Raw genomic sequence first — 17,927 nt, forward strand, 5'->3', positions numbered from 1 at the left:
CTATCCCAGCTTCACGCGTGGATCGATCAGCGGATAGGTGATGTCGATCAGGAAAACCGCGACGGCCACGGCGATGACGGAAAAGGTCGTGACACCCAGCACCAGGCTATAGTCACCGGCATAAATGCCCGCGACCATCAGCTTGCCGATGCCGGGATAGTTGAAGATGAACTCGACGATCACCGCGCCGCCGAACACATTGCCCAGGCTCAGCGCCAGGCCGGTGACCTGCGGCAGCATGGCGTTGCGCGCCACATATTGCGAGAAGACCGTGCGCGATGGCACGCCGCCCAGTTCGGCATAGACCACATGGTCGTCGGTGACGATATTGGAGACCAGCGAGCGCATCGAGATGAACCAGCCGCCGATCCCCACCAGCACCAGGGTCAGCGCCGGCAGCGTACCATATTGAATGACCGAGGAAATATAGGCCCAGGTCATGCCGGGCTCGAGGTTGAGCTGGGCGCCACCGCTGATCGGCAGCACGGGCCAGAGAAAGCCGAAGATGATCAGCAGCGTCAGGCCGGAAATATAGGTCGGGATCGGCTGCAGGGCCATGACGAAGAGGCCGACCACCTTCATGGCGCGGCTGTTGCGGAAATAGCCGGCAATCGCCCCAAGCGTATTGCCGACCACCCAGGCGATTAGGGTGGCAAGCGTCAACAGGCCGATGGTCCAGGGCAGGGCGCGGCCGATAATGGTCATCACCGGGGTCGGAAAGGCCGACAACGACGGACCGAAATCGCCACGCAGTACGCGGCCCCAGAACAGGAAATACTGCTCGATCAGCGACCCTTCGGTGCCATAGAGCTCGCGCAGCGACTGGCGCAGGATCTCCACCGAGCGCGGATCGGTGGCGCCGAAACTGGTGACCAGCGACAGGGTCTGTTCGACCGGATCGACCGGCGAAAAATGGGCAATCAGGAAAGCCAGCGTCACCCCCGTGACGACGACGAACACCAATTGTCCGAAGCGCTTGGCGACATAAATGAGAAAGCCGTTCATGGGCGTTCCGATCTGGTGATGACGGAGACGGATGGACCGGCTGGATTGCCCAGCCGGTCCGGCTCGGTATCAGGGCTTGGGCGCGTTCGGATTGGCCTGCAGGGCCACGATCATGTAGCGCAGGTTGCTCCAGTTCGGGCCCGAGGCGGCGTAGGGATTGTCCGCAGAGGGATAGCCAGTCCAATAGGTCGTGTCGAAGGGCGCGAACTTATTGTAGGCCATCAGCGGGATCATCGGCATCTCCTCGACGACGAGCTTGAGGTAGTCGATGCCCAGTGCCACCACTTCCGGCGAGTCGAAGGCCAGCGAGCGGTTGCGGTCGATCAGCGCGTCAAGGCGCGGATCCTGCCAGCGCTGCAGGTTGCGTGGCGGCTGGATTTCGCCGGCCGGCTTGATGAAGTCGCTGCGATAGCTGTCGAGGAAGAAGCTGAGGTCGGGGTGGCCGCCCCAGGTTTCCACGGTCCAGTAGATGGCGGTTTCGAAGTCGCCGGTGCCGAGGCGCTGGCCATTGGTCGGGCCGGCGACGTCAACGGTGGCCTTGATGCCGGCCTGGCTCCACTGCTGGGCAATGGCGGTGCCGGCACGGGCCAGGGTCGGAATGGCATCGCCTTCAACCATGACGCGGATTTCGAACGGCGTGCCATCGGGCTTGAGCCACTGGTTGCCATTCTTGGTAAAACCGGCCTTCTGCAGCAGCTCGGTTGCCGCCTGGACGTCCTGCTTCCACCAGCCGAAGCCGAATGAACGCTGCAGGGCAGCCTCATCGGTCGGGATCTGATCCGGCCACTGGTTGCGCACCATATTGGCGAGCTGGCTGGCAATGGTCGGATCGTAGGGCTTGATGGTCTGCGTGCCGGTATTGAGCTCGAAACTGGTCAGCCAGTCCTGCATCGGGATGAAGTAGTTTTCCGGCGCAGAACCGGTCGGCGGCACGCCGAGAGCCGAAAGGTTGGCCGCACCACGATAGGAGCCAAGGGCAACGGCACGGATATCGATCAACAGCGCCAGGGCCCAGCGGACGTCCTTGTTGTCGAACGGCGCCTTCTGCAGGTTGAACAGCACCGATGGCAGCGTCGGATCGGGATGGGCGAAGGGGAAATGCGGCAGCCAGGCGGCGGTCTCGGGCGCATCCTTCATGATGGCGAACATGCCTTCGGGGGCAATGTCGTTGATCACGTCGAGATTGTGGTTGCGCTGGGCGATGACGCGGGCTTCCGGATTACCCGAGGCGGCATAGACCACATATTTCACTTCAGGCGGCGTGTCCTGCAACATGCCGATGGTGGTGCGCTGCCAGTCGTCGCGCAGCTTCCAGATCGCCCAGTTTCCGCCCTTGTCGTAACTGTTGAGCACATAGGCGCTGAGTGAGACCGGCGGATTATTGTTGAAGGCCAGCGGATCTTCGACCTTTTCGAAGATATGCTTGGGCATGATCCAGGCGGCGTTCCAGCGCACCGTGAACAGCGTATGGAAGCGCGAGTTTGGCGCCTTGAGATTGAAGGTGACCGTATTGCGGTCGGGGCTTTCGATACTGTCGACATTGAGCGAGAAGGGCGCGCTCCAGCCCATGCCGGGATGATCGATCTGGGTCTGGACGGTATAGACCAGGTCGTCGGCGGTGAATTCGACGCCGTCGCTCCAATAGACGCCTTCGCGCAGCTTCACCGTCATCGAGGTGAAGTCGTCATTATAGATCGGCGGCTCGGTGGCCAGGGCATTGGTCCAGGCGTCGGCGCCGCCTTCGGGGTTGATCCACCACAGCGTGTCGGTGGTCAGCTGCTGCTGGCCGTTGACATTGGCGCCACCACCGGGGGCCCACAGGTTGAACCAGTCGGCATTCTGCGCCGTCGGTCCCTGGATGATCAAAGCCTCGTTGCGGGGAATGCCCGCGATGAAATCCTGGCCAAGGGCCGGCAGCGCCAATAGTGACGCGACAGCTGCCAGGGCAATCTTCGTAAAGAGCCTCATGCGTTCCTCCTCGGTGCTCGCCACGCGAGCCCTTCCTCACTGGATGGGCGGGCGCCCCTCCGGACCGAACCCCCCACGCCGCGCCTCCTCAAGCGCACTCAACTCCCCGCGGGGAACAGGTCCATAGTCGCTTTATCGACAATTTCCGCTCAACCAGCAACCTAAAATATCAATAATCTCGGATAAAACAGATGAAATCTGACATTTCATGGTTTGGATTGAGCATTATTATTGACAAAGAGGTGTTTTGGCTTAGCTTCGATGCGGCGTCGCGCACCCATTGCAGCAGCGCAACCAGCCAAGCATCATCACGGCCCGGTCTTCTGGAGGAGGCTCGGCAGATACCCCGCCAGAGGAAGCTCATGACTGAACCGATCAAGGTTTCGACGACAATTCACGCTGACCAGCCGACCGAGCCCTATCATCCGCTGTGGAACTGGTTTGGCTATGACGAGCCGAACTACACCTATTCCCCGCATGGCAAGAAGCTGCTCAAGGAGCTGACGGAGCTCAGCAATACGGCGCCCCATATCCGCACCCACAACCTGCTGACCTCGGGCGATGGCGTGGCGGCTCTCAAGTGGGGCTCGACCAATGCCTATAGCGAGGATGCCGACGGCAACCCGGTGTATGACTGGACCATCATGGACCAGATCTTTGATGCCTATATGGAGGCGGGCAATATCCCGCTGGTGCAGATCGGCTTCATGCCTGAGGCGCTGTCGGACTTCCAGGGCGAGTACAAGCATCACTGGGCGCCGGCCGATCCCTATGCCACCATCATGACTGGTTGGGCTGTGCCGCCCAACAATCTCAAGAAATGGGGCGATCTGGTCTATGCCTGGGCACGGCACATGGCCGACCGCTATGGCGAGGAGAAAGTCTCGACCTGGCCATGGGAAGTCTGGAACGAGCCGGATGGGCTCTACTGGCACGGCACCATCCCCGAATTCTGCGAAATGTATGACGTCAGCGCCAAGGCGGTGAGGCGGGCTCTGCCCAATGCCCGCGTTGGTGGTCCGCACACCTGCGGCGCCTTCTCCAATCCCAAGGCGCAGAAGTTCCTGCGCGAATTCCTGCAATATGTCGTCGACCACAAGTCGCCGCTCGACTTCATCGCCTTCCACGCCAAGGGCAATCCGGTGATCTGGAAGGATCACGTGCGCATGGGCGTGCACAAGCAGTTGCGCGATATCGAGACCAATCTCGATATCATCAACGAATTCCCCACCCTCAGCCACCTGCCGGTGGTGATCGGTGAAAGCGATCCGGAAGGTTGCGCTGCCTGCTCGGCCCGCGTGCATCCGCAGAACGGCTATCGCAACGGCCCGCTCTATAGCGTCTATGTCGTCGAGAGCATGCTGCGCACCTATGAGCTGGCCAAGCTCAAGAACATCCATATCGAAGGCGCCGTCACCTGGGCCTTCCTGTTCGATGACCAGGCCTGGTACGACGGCTTCCGCGATCTCGCCACCAATGGCGTCGACAAGGCGGTGCTCAACGGCTTCCGCATGCTCGGCAAGCTGGGCGGCGATTGGCTATCCACGCAAAGCAGCCATCGCCGCGACCTGCAGGAGATCATGGAACACGGCGTGCGCGGCGAGCCCGACGTCAATGTGGTCGCGACCCGCGATGACAAGGGCATCAGTGTGCTGGTCTGGCATTATCACGACGATGACGAAGCCGGCCCCGATGCCGAGGTCAGCATTGCCATCGACGGCTGGGGTGATCGCAAGGCGTCGCTCAAGCACTTCCGCATGGACGAGACCCACTCCAATTCCTTTGGCGTCTGGAAAGCCATGGGCAAGCCGGAAAATCCGCAGGGCGCGGATTATGCCAAGCTCGAAGCCTCGGGCCAGCTCGCCCAGATCGAAGACGTGGCCAGCGTCGCGGTCAACGGCGGAAAGATAGAGCTTCGGACCACGCTGCCGCGTCAGGGCGTATCCCTCCTGCGCCTCGACTGGTAGGTCCGACAGAGGAGCGCGCCCCACTCCCTGGCGCGCTCCATCTTTTTCTTAGCCTCTTGAGGGGGGCTTTGGTGGGGCTCTGTGGCCAGCCATCACCCCACCCTCAATCCCTCCCCATTCAGGGGAGGGAAGCCCTCGCTCAGCGGACTCGATCTTTCTTATCCCTCCCCCTTGTGGGGAGGGTGGCCCCGAAGGGGTCGGGTGGGGGACTGGGAGCTCTAAGCTGAACGCTAGCTAAGGGAGAGTTTCAACAGCCTCACACAAGCCGGTTGAGATACCGCGCCTTGCTCGGCTGCAAATGGTCGACACAGAGCTGCGCCAAAACCCAATTATCCTGCCCCCTGAGCATTTCGATCATCAGCCGGTGATGGTCATGGGCGATGCGCAGGGCGTCGGTATTGGCCATGGAATTGGCCCGCACCGGCAGGCTCAGCCGCATGTAGAGCTCGATCGACTGCACCAGATGATCATTGCCGCAGGCGCCGAACAGCGTCAGGTGAAAGCGGTCATTGGCCTCGTGCACGCCGCGCAGGAAGCCGGCTTCGATATGCTGGCCGTGCTCGGCATGGATGGCATTGAGTTCATCGATCAGGCTTTGCGGCGCGGGCAGCGGAATCCACAGCGCAGCCTGCCGCTGCAGCAATTCGCGCACCGCGTAGATTTCCTGCACCTGCTTGGGCGTCAGCGAGCGCACCGTGGCGCCGCGATTGCGCTCGCGCACCACGATGCCCATGGCTTCGAGCTGCACCAGCGCCTGGCGCGCGAAATGCCGCGTCACGGCAAAGCGAGCCAGCAGCGTATCCTCGGTCAGCCGCGTGCCTGGGGCCAGGCGGCCGAAGATAATGTCTTCCTCGAGCGCCCGGGCAATCGACATGTCGTCATGCTCGTCGGGATGAATATCGTTTGCGGCTTTCAATTGAGGCTCCTGGCAGTCAGGCCTATTCTAGCGCGGTTCGCGCGCCGGGTCGAACGCTGCCAGCCGGTAGATATCCTCCACCAGCTTCAGCGTCTCGAGATTATCTTCCGGCGAGGTCTCGAAGGGCATGCCGTCATCCAGCCGGTCGATGAAGTGCTGGATCGCAGCGTCATAAGAGCCCTGATAGGTCGCGTCGGCATCGAACTGCTCGTCGCGGTCGGCCGCGCCTGCAGCGGTCAGGCGGTTGCCATCCAGACTCACGGTGCCCCGGGTGCCGATGATCCGCAACTGGTCGCGCGGCGCCGGTGGCGCCCCATGCACGGCCAGATTGCCTATCACCTGCACCAGCACGCCATCCACCCGCCGCCGCAGGGTGATCGCTGCAATGTCCTCGGCCACGATGTCCTTATTGCTGCGCTCAAGCTTGGCCGCCACCACATCCATGTCGCCGATCAGGAAACGCAGCGTATCGAGCTGGTGGATCAGCACCTCCATCACCAGCAGCCGCTCCTGTCGGGCAAAGAACGGCTGGCGCACCAAAGCGGGTCGTTGGCCCGCCGCATCGCGGATCATGCCGCTCGACAGAAAATCCAGGCGCACCTGCCGGACCTCGCCGACCAAGCCCTCGTCGAGCCAGCTCTTGAGGTGGCGATACCAGGCGCGGAAACGCCAGTTCTCATGCACCATCAAACGACAGGCAGGTTGCAAGCTTTCCAGCAGCAAGCTTGCTGCAAAGTGGGTGGTTGCCAGCGGTTTCTGGCAAAGGATGGCGACCCCGCGCGATGCCGCCAGTTCCACCAGTTCGGCGTGATATTCGCGCGGTGCGCAGATATCGACAATATCGAGGTCGGCTGCATTCAGCATGGCCTCAGCACTGGCAAACACCTGAGGGATAGCAAAATTCTCCGCTCGTGCGCTGGCCGTTTCGAGCGACGGATCGGCAATGGCTACCAGCTCGACGCGATCGGCCAGCTTCTGCCACGCCGGCAGGTGGTATTGGCTCACCCAACCGGCACCAATCACCCCGAGACGCCGCCTTTTCCGCATTTCCGCCTGCATTCGCGGCCCTCCCAATGCGCTTATTTGTCAATAATCTATCGGATGAGTCCGCGCTGCAACAGCGATTTCATCCAAAAATACAGGTGATTGTCAACTTCGCGCAAAGTGTTTTATTGACAATTCGGCTTGCGGGTTTAGGTTGGCAGGCAAGCGGCGAAGGTCAACCTCCGCCTTTCGGGAGGATTGTATTTTGTCCAACGGGCTGCGCCGCAAGCTGACCAGCTATGGCGATCAGGGCTTCTCCCTGTTCCTGCGCAAGGCGTTCATCAAGGCGATGGGTTATTCCGACGATGCGCTCGACCGGCCCATCGTCGGCATCGCCAATACCTATTCCGACTACAATCCCTGCCACGGCAATGTCCCGCAGCTGATCGAGGCGGTCAAACGCGGCGTGATGCTGAATGGCGCGCTGCCCATGGTCTTCCCGACCATCTCCATCCACGAGAGCTTTGCCTCGCCCACTTCGATGTATCTGCGCAATCTGATGGCGATGGAAACCGAGGAAATGATCCGCGCCCAGCCGATGGATAGCGTGGTGCTGATCGGCGGCTGCGACAAGACCCTGCCGGCCCAGATCATGGCGGCCGCTTCGAGCGAAATCCCGGCGATTTTCCTGCCGACCGGCCCGATGGGCACCGGCCATCATAAGGGCGAGCGGCTCGGCGCTTGCACCGACTGTCGCCGCATGTGGGGCCGCTTCCGCGCCGGCGAGATCGATGAGGCCGAGATAACCGAGGTCAACAACAAGCTGGTCTCCTCCATTGGCACCTGCACCGTCATGGGTACCGCCAGCACCATGGCTAATCTCACTGAGGTCATGGGCCTCTGCCTGCCCAAGGCCGGCTCTGCTCCCGCCACCGATTCCGAACGAATGCGCCTTGCCGAAGCCACCGGCGCGCAGGCGGCCAAGCTGGCCAGCGAGGGCGGGCTGACCGTGCGCGAACTGCTGACGCCCAATGCCATCAAGAATGCTCTCGTCGCCCTGCAGGCCATGGGTGGCTCGACCAATGCGGTGGTGCATCTGGCGGCCATCTGCGGCCGGCTGGGCTTCAAGCTCGACATGGACCTGCTCGACCAGATCGGCCAGCGCGTGCCGCTGCTGGTCGACCTGCAGCCTTCGGGCCAGCATTACATGGCCGAATTCCACAAGGCCGGCGGCGTGCCGGCGCTGCTCAAGGAAGTGCGCCACGAACTCGATGACACTGCCCCCACGGTCTATGGCAGCAGTATCGGCCAGGTGATCGACGCGGTGATCGACGAGCCGGGCCAGACCATCATCCGTACCGTCGTCGCGCCGCTCAAGCCGATCGGCACGCTGGCCGTGCTGAAGGGCAATCTCACCCCGCGCGGTGCGGTCATCAAGCAGTCGGCCGCCTCCAAGATCCTGATGCAGCACACTGGCCGCGCCGTGGTGTTCGACAGCGTCGAAGACCTCAGTAACCGCATCGACAGCGACGATCTCGACGTCACCGCCGATGACGTGCTGGTATTGCGCAATGCCGGCCCCAAGGGTGCGCCGGGCATGCCGGAAGCGGGCTACCTGCCCATTCCGCGCAAGCTGGCGCGGCAGGGCGTCAAGGACATGGTGCGCATTTCCGACGCGCGGATGAGCGGCACCGCCTTTGGCACGGTGATCCTCCACATCTCGCCGGAAGCCGCCGACAATGGCCCACTGGCCATCGTCCGCACTGGCGATACCATCACGCTCGACGTGAAGGCGCGCCGCATCGATCTCAATATCGACGCCGCGGAATTCGACCGCCGCATGGCGGCGCTGCCGCCCATTCCCGAGGGTCCGACCCGCGGCTATGCCCATCTCTATCATCACCACGTGATGCAGGCCGACGAAGGCGCCGATTTCGATTTCCTGCAGGTTGCCCCGTGACGGATCAGAACGCTCCGCTTTGCCTGGCGCCGCTCCCTCTGTCTCGCGATCCGCTCTCCCGCCTGCCAGCCGGCACAGTGGATAGCCATTTCCATGTGTTCAAGGCCGGCGCGGTGCTCAATGTCCCGCGCAGCTACACCCCGCAAATCCAGACCCTGGTGCAGTGGCAGGACCTCGCCGCCAGGCTCGGCATGGCGCGTGGCGTGCTGGTGCAGCCCAGCGTCTACGGCGTGGACAATTCCGTGCTGGTCGAGGCTCTTTGTGCTGATCCGGCAAATCTACGCGGCGTGGTGGTCATCCCGCCCGAGACCAGCACGGACGAGCTGGCGCGGCTCGACCGGCTCGGGGTGCGCGGCATCCGCATCAACCTGCGCAACAAGGCCGGTATTGGCCTCGATGCCTTAGAGGCTCTGGCGCCGCGCATTCGTCCGCTGGGCTGGCATGTGGTGTTCCAGGTGGGGGCCGAGGCGATTGCCAGTGTGGCCGAACTCGCCGAGCGCCACGGGCTGACCGGCATTATCGACCATCTTGCCTTCATGTCGCTCGACCCGGTCGGACAGCCGCTCGATGACCTCAAGCGCGCCCTCGACGGCGGGCTGCTCTATGCCAAGATTTCGGCGCCCTACCGGCTACGCGATACGGCCGGTCACGCCGGGTATAGGCAAGCAGTTCGTAGTCTTGTAGACAATTATACAAACAGGCTCTTGTGGGGCAGTGACTGGCCGCATACTGAGCTGTTCGACACCATGGTGGAGGATGCCGATCTGATCGATCTCAGCCTCGATGTGGTGCCGCCGCAGGCGCGCGAGCTGGTTTTCGTGCGCAACGCCGAAATGCTTTACTGGTCGCGCTGACCCATCCCGAGCGGAGAATTCTGATGCCATTGCTCACCGAAGACGCGAAAGGCGTCTATGTGATCGCCGTTACCCCCTTTACCGATGCCGGGGAGGTGGACTGGAACAGCGTCGACCGCATGGTCGATTTCTACGAGGAAAAAGGCGTCACCGGGATGACCATCCTGGGCCTTTTGGGTGAAGCGCCGAAGCTGACCTCGGAAGAATCCCGCGCCATTGCCAAGCGCGTCATCGACCGCGTTGCCGGCCGGCTACCGATCGTTGTCGGCGTCACCGCGCCGGGCCTCGCGCCGATGCGCGAACTGGCCGCTTCGGTGATGGATCTGGGCGCGGCGGGCGTCATGGTGGCGCCGCCGTGGACCACCAAGACCGACGACCAGGCCTATGCCTTCTATGCCTCGGTCGGCGATGCCCTGGGCAAGACCCCCTGGGTATTGCAGGATTATCCGCTGACCACCAATGTGACCATTGCCCCCAAGGTGATCGAGCGCATCATCAAGGATGTGCCGACCTGCGTCATGCTCAAGCATGAGGACTGGCCGGGCCTTTCCAAGATCACCGCCCTGCGCGCCTCGAGCGACAAGGGCGAGACGCGCCGTATCTCCATCCTCTGCGGCAATGGTGGCCTGTTCCTGCCCGAGGAAATGGGCCGCGGTGCCGATGGCGCCATGACCGGTTTCTGCTATCCGGAAATGATGGTCGGCGTGGTCGAGAGCTATGCCAAGGGCGATGTGCAGCGCGCCCACGACATTTTCGACGCCTATCTGCCGCTGGTGCGCTACGAGCAGCAGCCGGGCATCGGCCTATCGGCCCGCAAATATGTGCTGGCCAAGCGCGGCGTGATTGCCTCCTCTGCCCTGCGCAAGCCGGGCGGCGCGCTCTCAAAGGGCGATATCGCCGACGTTGAACTGCTGCTGGCCCGCCAGGACAAGCGCATCGCGGAGCTTGGCCTGTGAAGCTCGGGATCGCAGGCAAGCGCGCAATTGTCCTGGGCGCCAGCAAGGGGCTGGGTGCGGCCATCGCTGTCGCTTTGGCCAATGAGGGCGTCACCGTCATCGGCGGCGCCCGTTCGGTGGATAAGATCACGGCGCTTAATCAACGGCTAGAAGCCAATACAAGCGGCACTATCACCGGCCTGTCGCTCGATCTCTCAGATCCGGCTTCGGTGGCCGCCTTCATCAGCGCGGTGGAAAGCGCCGGTGGTGCCGATATCGTTGTCAACAATTCCGGCGGCCCGCCGCCAGGCGAAGCCGGCACCATCGCGCCCGCAGAATTTTCCCGCGCCTTCGACACCATGGTTACCCCGCTTGTCGCCATCACCCAGGCCATGCTGCCCGGCATGAAGGCGCGTCGGTGGGGTCGTATCGTGACGCTGACCTCCTCGGGTGTCGAAGCTCCGATCGCGCGACTGGCTTTGTCGAATGCCCTGCGCCAGTCGCTGGTCGGCTGGAGCAAGACGCTGGCCGCCGAAGTGGCCGGTGACAATATCACCGCCAATGTGGTGGTGCAGGGTCGCGTCCACACCGATCGCGTCGATGAACTGGACGCCGGTGCCGCCAAGCGGCTGGGCAAGAGCCTGGACGAGGTGCGGGCGCAGTCGATCGCGACCATTCCGGCCGGCCGCTATGGCAGACCGGAGGAGCTGGCCGATGTCGTTACCTTCCTCGCCAGCGAACGCTCGTCCTATATCACCGGCAGCCTGATCCGCGTTGACGGCGGCATGCTCAAGAACATCTGAGCCTGGTAGCATCCCCATGATCGCCGATGCCGGTGCCGCCGGCTAGGTCGGACGATAGCGCAGGGCCTCGATCAGCCTGGCAAAGGCCGGCGAGGTCTGACGCCGGCTGGGATAATAAAGATGATAGCCGTCGAAGCTCGGCATCCAGTCATCAAGCATGCGGACCAAAGCGCCGGTTCTCAAGTGCGGCGCGGCAATGTCTTCGGGGATGCAAGCCAGGCCCGATCCGACCAGCGCGGCCGACAGAATGTGGCTGCTGCTGCTGAATGCCAATTGACCGTCGACCCGGACGTTGAGCCGCCGTCCGTCCTGCTCGAACTCCCACACATAATTGCCGCCATGGGTCGGCAGGCGAAGATTGATACAGACGTGGTCGGTCAGGTCCTGCGGGCTGGCGGGCAATGTCCGGCCCTTGAGGTAGCTGGGGGCGCCAACCACCGCCATTGCCCAATCGGGTCCAATGCGCACAGCGATCATGTCCTTGGCCAGCTGCTCGCCCAGACGCACCCCGGCGTCATAGCGCTGCGCGACGATGTCGACGAGACTGTTTTCCGAAATGAGCTCCAGCCGGATATCGGGATAGTCTTTGGTGAACCTCTGTAGCCGGGGCCAGAGCACTGCATTGATGGCGTGCTCACCGGCGCTCAGGCGGATCGTGCCAGCGGGCTTGTCGCGAAACTCACTGACCTGGGCCAGCGCAGCGTCGACTTCCTCGAAGCGCGGCTCGACCGTGGTCAACAGGCGCTCGCCCGCCTCGGTGGCAGAAACACTGCGCGTGCTGCGTGTCAACAGCCGCACGCCAAGCCGTTTTTCCAGCCGGCTCAGCGCGTGACTGAGCGCCGACTGCGACAGGCCGAGACGCGCTGCAGCGCGGGTAAAGCTTCGCTCCTGCGCGATGGTGATGAAGGCTATGAGGTCGGCAATGTTATCGCGATCCATGCCGCAGTCTATCATGAACGCCATTCATAGGATCAAGCAGATTAGCCGCCCTAATCAGATGAGTGCGGATGGCCTATCTTGGGTGACAACATACTCGAACGTTCAATCGACCGACCCGGCAAGCATGAGGAAACACAGCATGAAAACCAGAACACTCGGCAGCAGCGGCCTTGAGGTCTCGGCCATTGGCCTGGGCTGTATGGGGATCAGCCAGTCCTATGGCACGCCGCTCGCAACACCCGTCGGCGTCAAGCTGATCCGCGACGCCTTCGAGCGCGGCATCACCTTCTTCGACACGGCCGAAGTCTATGGCCCGTACAAGAACGAAGAGGTGGTCGGAGAGGCGCTTGAGCCGATCCGCGACCAGGTGGTGATATCAACCAAATTCGGCTTCGACATTGCCGGGGGCGGCGCACCGGACAGCCGCCCGGCCAGCATCCGCAAGGCGGTGGAAGGCTCGCTCAAGCGGTTGCGCACCGATCGCATCGACCTGCTCTATCAGCACCGCGTCGACCGCAACACGCCGATGGAAGAGGTGGCTGGTACGGTCAAGGAACTTATCGCCGAGGGCAAGGTCAAGCATTTTGGCCTGTCCGAAGCCGGTGTCGCCAATATCCGACGCGCTCACGCCGTGTTGCCAGTCACCGCGCTGCAGAGCGAATATTCGCTGATGTGGCGTGAGCCGGAAGAGCAGATTCTGCCCGTGCTCGCGGAACTCGGCATCGGCTTTGTGCCGTTCAGCCCGCTGGGCAAGGGTTTTCTCACTGGCACGATCGATACGGACACCAAGTTGGCGGAGACGGACTTCCGCAACACCGTGCCGCGCTTTGATCCGGAGAACCGCGCCGCCAACCAGGCAATGGTCGACACAGTGAGGACCATTGCTGCCGACAAACAGATCACCCCGGCCCAACTGGCGCTGGCCTGGGTACTGGCGCAACAGCCCTGGATCGCGCCCATACCAGGCACCACCAAGCTGCATCGGCTCGAGGAAAATATTGGTGCTGTCGACGTCACTTTCACTGCGGCAGAACTGGCCGCCATCGCGGCCGCCGTCAGCGGCATCGAGATCAAGGGCGATCGCTACTCGGCGGTCAACCAGGCGCGCATCGACCGGTAAACAAGCGGATCTATAGGCGCGCGAAACCAAATATCCACTCAGGGCAAAAACCACTTTGTTTTCCAATGCTTGTATTAAACCAAATATCCAAATCGACGGTGGCGCTGGGCCAGATTACAAACGCAAACAAAAAGGCCGCGCCAGTGTGCGCGGCCTTCCCCATCCATTGCCTCATACGTCAGGTGCGACGTTTTTCGACCTCTGATCTGCGATAGAAAATGGTCCTGCCCTTTTTCCTTCTTGATACCCAAGTCGATGCCGGTTCAAGACCACGGCCTATCAGCACGCCGAATTCGAAACCCGACACCAAGTCCTTCTTCAGCGCGGTCTTCGAGACATAAGTGCGATGAAAATCTTCGATCTGGGCACGATCGAAAACGTGGGTAAGACCGGCCGGCAGTTGGTCCGTCGTGGGGCTGGAGAGAAAACCGTTCGTGGCTAGATTGCGGATGTTCCCTGCCCTAGTACCAAGGAACGCTGCCACCTCCCTAGCTTTCATGGGGCGCTCGATGCCAGCAACTACGCTCAAAACCTCAGCCATGAGGCGCCTTGCCGAGTTGTCATCAGGAGCGCTCGGCCGCCTCGACGCCGGAAAAGGCGAGGACAGCATCGGGAAGGCGGGCGCCTTGGATCTCGATGGCGGCAACTGCAGCGTTCAGATCGCTGACTTCGTCTGCCGTGAATTCGATTGCCGCAGCGCCAGTGTTTTCCAGCATGTGGGCCATCTGCGTCGTGCCCGGGATGGGGACGATGAACGGCTTCTGCGCCAGCAGCCACGCCAGTGCGATCTGGCCGGGGGCCGCCTCTTTCCGTTCTGCCCAGTCCTTGACCAGATCGACCAAGGCCAGGTTGTGCGGCAGGTTGTCCTCCGAGAAGCGGCCTTCATTGGCCCGGATATCGCCGGGGGCGAAGCGCGTCGCCGCGTCGATGGCGCCGGTGAGGAAGCCCACACCCAGCGGGCTCCAGGGCACGAAGCCGATGCCCAGTTCCTCGCAGGTGTCGAGAACCTGGTCTTCCGGGCCGCGCCACAGCATGGAATATTCGCTCTGCACGGCGCTGACCGGGGTCGTCGCATGGGCGCGGCGCAGGGTGTTCAGACCCATTTCGCAGAGACCCCAATGCAGCACCTTGCCCTCGTCCATCAATTCCTGGATGGCGCCGGCCAGGTCCTCGATCGGCACCTGGGGATCGACGCGGTGCTGGTAGAGCAGGTCGATGCGATCGGTGTTGAGGCGCTTGAGCATGTTCTCGACCACCAGCTTGACGTGGTCCGGCTTGCTGTTGAGGCCGGGGAGGCGCTCGCCGGTCTCCTGGTCGATGTTCCAGCCGAACTTTGACGTGATGGCCACCTGGTCGCGGAAGGAGGCGATGCCTTCGCCCAGAATGCGCTCGACCTCCCAGGGGCCGTAGGCCTCGGCCGCATCGAAGAAGGTTACGCCATTGTCGAAGGCGGCGCGGATGATGTTGTGCATCTCCGAGCGCGTCGGCACGGTCGTCTGGTAGGTGCGGCTCATGTTCTGCACGCCCAGGCCAATGCTGGACACTTCCAGCGTGCCCAGCATGCGGCGCTGAGGGGTGGCGGGCGCAGTGGTAGCAGACGAGCCCGACGCGGCGTCCTGCGCCTGCGCGGTGGCGGCGCCGATCAACGGTACCGCGGCCAGAGCGCCGGCCGCGGCGAGCAGGCCCCGCCGGCTCATGGACATGGATTCACTGGACGTCATATTGCGTTCCTTTCGTTTATGGGGTCGTGCGTTCTTTTCAGCTTTCAGCGGCCGGCCATGGCGGCATTGGCCGGTGGATAGCGGTCGCCCTGCGGACGGATGCCGGCCAAGCCGGCTTCGATCTGCGCCAGGTCGTCGGCATTCAGCTCAAGGGTCGTCGCGCCGATATTTTCCTCGACGCGGTGCAGCTTGGTGGTGCCGGGAATCGGCACGATCCAGGGCTTTTGCGCCAGGAGCCAGGCCAGCGCGACCTGCGCGGCCGTTGCATTCTTCGAGGTGGCAACGCCATTGATCACGTCGACGAAGACTTGGTTGGCGGCGCGGTTTTCCGCCGAGAAGCGGGGCTGCTTGCTGCGGAAGTCGTCGTCGCCAAAGGTCTGCGCCGTATCCACCTTGCCGGTGAGGAAGCCCTTGCCCAGCGGCGCGAACGGCACGAAGCCGATGCCCAACTCCTCGAGCAGCGGCAGGATGTCTTTTTCCCGATCACGGAACCAGAGCGAATATTCGCTCTGCAAGGCGGCTAGCGGCTGCACGGCATGGGCCCGGCGGATGGTGGCGGCGCCGGCCTCGGACAGGCCAAAATGGCGCACCTTACCCTCGTCGATAAAATCCTTGATCGTGCCGGCCACATCCTCGATCGGTGTGTCGGGATCGACGCGGTGCTGGTAATAGAGATCGATATAGTCGGTCTGCAGGCGCTTGAGCGAGCCTTCGATGACCTTGCGGATATGGGCCGGCTGGCTGATCGGCTTGCGGGCAAAGCCGGCACTGTTCTCGATGTCGAAGCCGAATTTGGTGGCGATGACCACCTGCTCGCGCACCGGCCGCAGCGCCTCGCCGACGAGCTCTTCATTGGCATAGGGGCCATAGACTTCGGCCGTGTCGAAAAAGGTGATGCCGCGATCGACGGCGGACCGGATGAGCGTGATGGCTTCCTTGCGGTCCATGGCGGCGCCATAAGCGGCACTCATGCCCATGCAGCCCAGGCCGATGGCCGAAACTTCAAGGCCTGACCGGCCCAGTTGACGTTTTTCCATCTGTTTCCTTTCGGTTCAAGCAGGCCGGGGCGCCGACGGCGCCCCGGATGATCGGCTAGCCCTCCTGCGCGGTGGGGCGATAGAGGATCTCGTTGACGTCCATGTCGGCCGGCTGGCTGATGGCGAAGAGCACGCAGCGGCCGAAGCTCGAGGCCGGGATAGCCAGCTTTTCGTAGAAGCCGGCAATGCCCTCGGCCACGCCCGGTGCTTTGACCGAAGCGGGCAGCTCGGTATCCACGGCACCGGGGGAGATGATGGTGGTGCGGATATTGTAAGCTTTGACCTCCTGCCGCAGGCCTTCCGAGATGACCCGGACGGCATGCTTGGTCGCGGCATAGACGGCATTGCCCTGGCGCACCGTATGGCCGGCGACGGAGGAGACATTGATGAAATGGCCGCTCTTCTGGGCCTGAAAGTGCGGCAGGGCCGCGGCAATGCCCCAGAGCACGCCCTTGATATTGACGTCGATCGCCTGGTCCCATTCGTCGAGACGGGCCATGTCGAGCGGCGCCAGTGGCATGATGCCGGCATTATTGATGACGACATCGACGCGACCAAAGGTCGTCACGGCAAAGTCGATGAAGGCGCGAACCTGGTCGCGATCGGTGACATCGAGGGCAAAGACCGCGACATTGGCCGCGCCGAGTTCATCGGCGAGCGCCTGCAACCGGTCGAGCCGGCGCGCGCCGAGCACCACCTTGGCCCCGGCCGCCACAAGTTGCCGCGCCGTCTCGGCACCGAGGCCCGAGCTGGCGCCGGTTATGGCGACGATTTTTCCACTTACGTTTTCCATGGTATTTCCTAGTTCAGGCGAAAGCTCATGCCTCGGGAATGGCACGGCCATAGGCTTCAAGAGTGATGGCTTCAGGTTCAGGTCCACCGCGCATACCGGTGTCGAGCGCATCGATCTGCGCTATCTGTTCAGCCGACAGGGTGAAATCGAAGACATCGAAATTCTCGGCAATGCGGGCGGGTTTGACCGACTTGGGGATCACCGAGCGGCCCTCCTGCAGGTGCCAGGCCAGCATCACCTGGGCGGCGGACTTGCCATGCAGGCGGGCGATCTCGACGATCACCGGATCCTCGAGCGTGCTCTTGTTGCCGCCGCGATAGAAGGTAATGCCGCCGATGGGCGACCAGGCTTGGGTCAGGATGTCGTGCTGTTTGTTCAGTTCCTGCAGCTTTCGTTGCTGGAAATAGGGGTGCACCTCGATCTGGTTGACCGTGGGGACGACCTTGGCGGCAGCCAGCAGTTGCTCGATATGCTCGGGCATGAAATTGCTCACGCCGATGGCGCGCACCTTGCCGTCGGCCAACAGCGTCTCCAGCGCCCGATAGGCATCCAGGGTCTTGTCGAAGGCCGAGGGCAGGGCCTGGTGCAGGATCAGCAGGTCGATCTGCTCGATGCCCAGCTTGGCGGCGCTCTTGTCGAAGCCGTGCAGCGTCTGCTCATAGCCGTAGTCGCTGATCCAGATCTTGGTCTCGATGAAGATGTCGGATCGCGCCAGGCCCGAGCGGGCGATGGCGGCGCCGACTTCGCGCTCATTGCCATAGGCCGCGGCGGTATCGATATGGCGATAGCCGACGCGCAGCGCCGCTTCCACCGCCTGGCTGGTTTCTTCGGGCGGCGTCTGGAACACGCCCAGGCCCAGGGCCGGCATGGTAACGCCATTGTTCAAGGTTAAATTCGACACCGACATTCGGAGCTCCTACGCATC

16 protein-coding genes are annotated in these 17,927 nt (G+C 62.7%); 6 read left to right on the forward strand and 10 right to left on the reverse strand.

Annotated features, from left to right (window positions below; genetic code table 11):
* Positions 1-1,005 (reverse strand): ABC transporter permease, encoded by a 1,005-nt coding sequence (locus BM045_RS12810; RefSeq protein ID WP_092183863.1) that lies wholly within the window; start codon positions 1,003-1,005, stop codon positions 1-3.
* Between the two features lie 69 nt (positions 1,006-1,074).
* Entirely contained in the window at positions 1,075-2,973 is a 1,899-nt protein-coding gene (locus BM045_RS12815) for an ABC transporter substrate-binding protein (protein ID WP_092184197.1), read from the reverse strand.
* 362 nt (positions 2,974-3,335) lie between these two features.
* Here BM045_RS12815 and BM045_RS12820 point away from each other — a divergent pair, with 362 nt between their 5' ends.
* Complete coding sequence (locus BM045_RS12820) at positions 3,336-4,940, forward strand: GH39 family glycosyl hydrolase (RefSeq protein WP_092183864.1); 1,605 nt, start codon at positions 3,336-3,338, stop codon at positions 4,938-4,940.
* A gap of 256 nt (positions 4,941-5,196) precedes the next feature.
* Here BM045_RS12820 and BM045_RS12825 read toward each other — a convergent pair whose 3' ends face one another.
* Together BM045_RS12825 and BM045_RS12830 are read right to left on the reverse strand one after the other, a co-directional pair.
* Positions 5,197-5,814 carry a GntR family transcriptional regulator gene (locus tag BM045_RS12825; RefSeq protein WP_092183866.1) on the reverse strand — a complete coding sequence of 206 codons (618 nt, stop codon included), beginning with the start codon at positions 5,812-5,814 and terminating at the stop codon, positions 5,197-5,199.
* 69 nt (positions 5,815-5,883) lie between these two features.
* On the reverse strand, positions 5,884-6,903 hold the full coding sequence (locus BM045_RS12830; protein WP_092184199.1) for a Gfo/Idh/MocA family protein: 1,020 nt from the start codon (positions 6,901-6,903) through the stop codon (positions 5,884-5,886).
* Positions 6,904-7,105: 202 nt separating this feature from the next.
* On the opposite strand from BM045_RS12830, the gene BM045_RS12835 reads away from it, so the two are divergent.
* From BM045_RS12835 to BM045_RS12850, 4 genes are read left to right on the forward strand one after another with little or no spacing between them, the layout of a single operon-like run.
* Positions 7,106-8,800 carry an IlvD/Edd family dehydratase gene (locus BM045_RS12835; protein ID WP_092183868.1) on the forward strand — a complete coding sequence of 565 codons (1,695 nt, stop codon included), beginning with the start codon at positions 7,106-7,108 and terminating at the stop codon, positions 8,798-8,800.
* On the forward strand, positions 8,797-9,654 hold the full coding sequence (locus BM045_RS12840) for an amidohydrolase family protein (RefSeq protein ID WP_092183870.1): 858 nt from the start codon (positions 8,797-8,799) through the stop codon (positions 9,652-9,654). The genes BM045_RS12835 and BM045_RS12840 overlap by 4 nt, the downstream gene beginning before the upstream one ends.
* 23 nt (positions 9,655-9,677) lie before the next feature.
* Positions 9,678-10,610: a dihydrodipicolinate synthase family protein gene (locus BM045_RS12845; RefSeq protein ID WP_092183872.1), complete on the forward strand. Its 933-nt coding sequence runs from the start codon at positions 9,678-9,680 to the stop codon at positions 10,608-10,610.
* Complete coding sequence (locus BM045_RS12850; RefSeq protein ID WP_092183874.1) at positions 10,607-11,392, forward strand: SDR family oxidoreductase; 786 nt, start codon at positions 10,607-10,609, stop codon at positions 11,390-11,392. Before BM045_RS12845 ends, BM045_RS12850 begins: the two co-directional genes overlap by 4 nt.
* Before the next feature lie 42 nt (positions 11,393-11,434).
* Here BM045_RS12850 and BM045_RS12855 read toward each other — a convergent pair whose 3' ends face one another.
* On the reverse strand, positions 11,435-12,331 hold the full coding sequence (locus BM045_RS12855; protein ID WP_092183875.1) for a LysR family transcriptional regulator: 897 nt from the start codon (positions 12,329-12,331) through the stop codon (positions 11,435-11,437).
* Between the two features lie 139 nt (positions 12,332-12,470).
* Here BM045_RS12855 and BM045_RS12860 point away from each other — a divergent pair, with 139 nt between their 5' ends.
* Entirely contained in the window at positions 12,471-13,451 is a 981-nt protein-coding gene (locus tag BM045_RS12860; protein ID WP_092183877.1) for an aldo/keto reductase, read from the forward strand.
* 178 nt (positions 13,452-13,629) lie between these two features.
* Here BM045_RS12860 and BM045_RS12865 read toward each other — a convergent pair whose 3' ends face one another.
* The 5 genes from BM045_RS12865 to BM045_RS12885 are packed head-to-tail and all read right to left on the reverse strand — an operon-like array spanning position 13,630 to position 17,909.
* Positions 13,630-13,992 (reverse strand): hypothetical protein, encoded by a 363-nt coding sequence (locus BM045_RS12865; protein ID WP_092183879.1) that lies wholly within the window; start codon positions 13,990-13,992, stop codon positions 13,630-13,632.
* A gap of 22 nt (positions 13,993-14,014) precedes the next feature.
* Positions 14,015-15,172, reverse strand: coding sequence for an aldo/keto reductase (locus tag BM045_RS12870; protein ID WP_092183881.1), 1,158 nt, complete (start codon positions 15,170-15,172; stop codon positions 14,015-14,017).
* Between the two features lie 44 nt (positions 15,173-15,216).
* Complete coding sequence (locus BM045_RS12875; RefSeq protein ID WP_092183883.1) at positions 15,217-16,209, reverse strand: aldo/keto reductase; 993 nt, start codon at positions 16,207-16,209, stop codon at positions 15,217-15,219.
* Positions 16,210-16,264: 55 nt separating this feature from the next.
* On the reverse strand, positions 16,265-17,002 hold the full coding sequence (locus BM045_RS12880; RefSeq protein WP_092183885.1) for an SDR family oxidoreductase: 738 nt from the start codon (positions 17,000-17,002) through the stop codon (positions 16,265-16,267).
* A 25-nt stretch (positions 17,003-17,027) separates the two neighbouring features.
* Positions 17,028-17,909 (reverse strand): aldo/keto reductase, encoded by an 882-nt coding sequence (locus BM045_RS12885; RefSeq protein WP_092183886.1) that lies wholly within the window; start codon positions 17,907-17,909, stop codon positions 17,028-17,030.
* Positions 17,910-17,927: the final 18 nt, after the last annotated feature.

Origin of the sequence: Devosia sp. YR412 (assembly GCF_900110945.1) — a bacterium.
GTDB lineage: Bacteria > Pseudomonadota > Alphaproteobacteria > Rhizobiales > Devosiaceae > Devosia.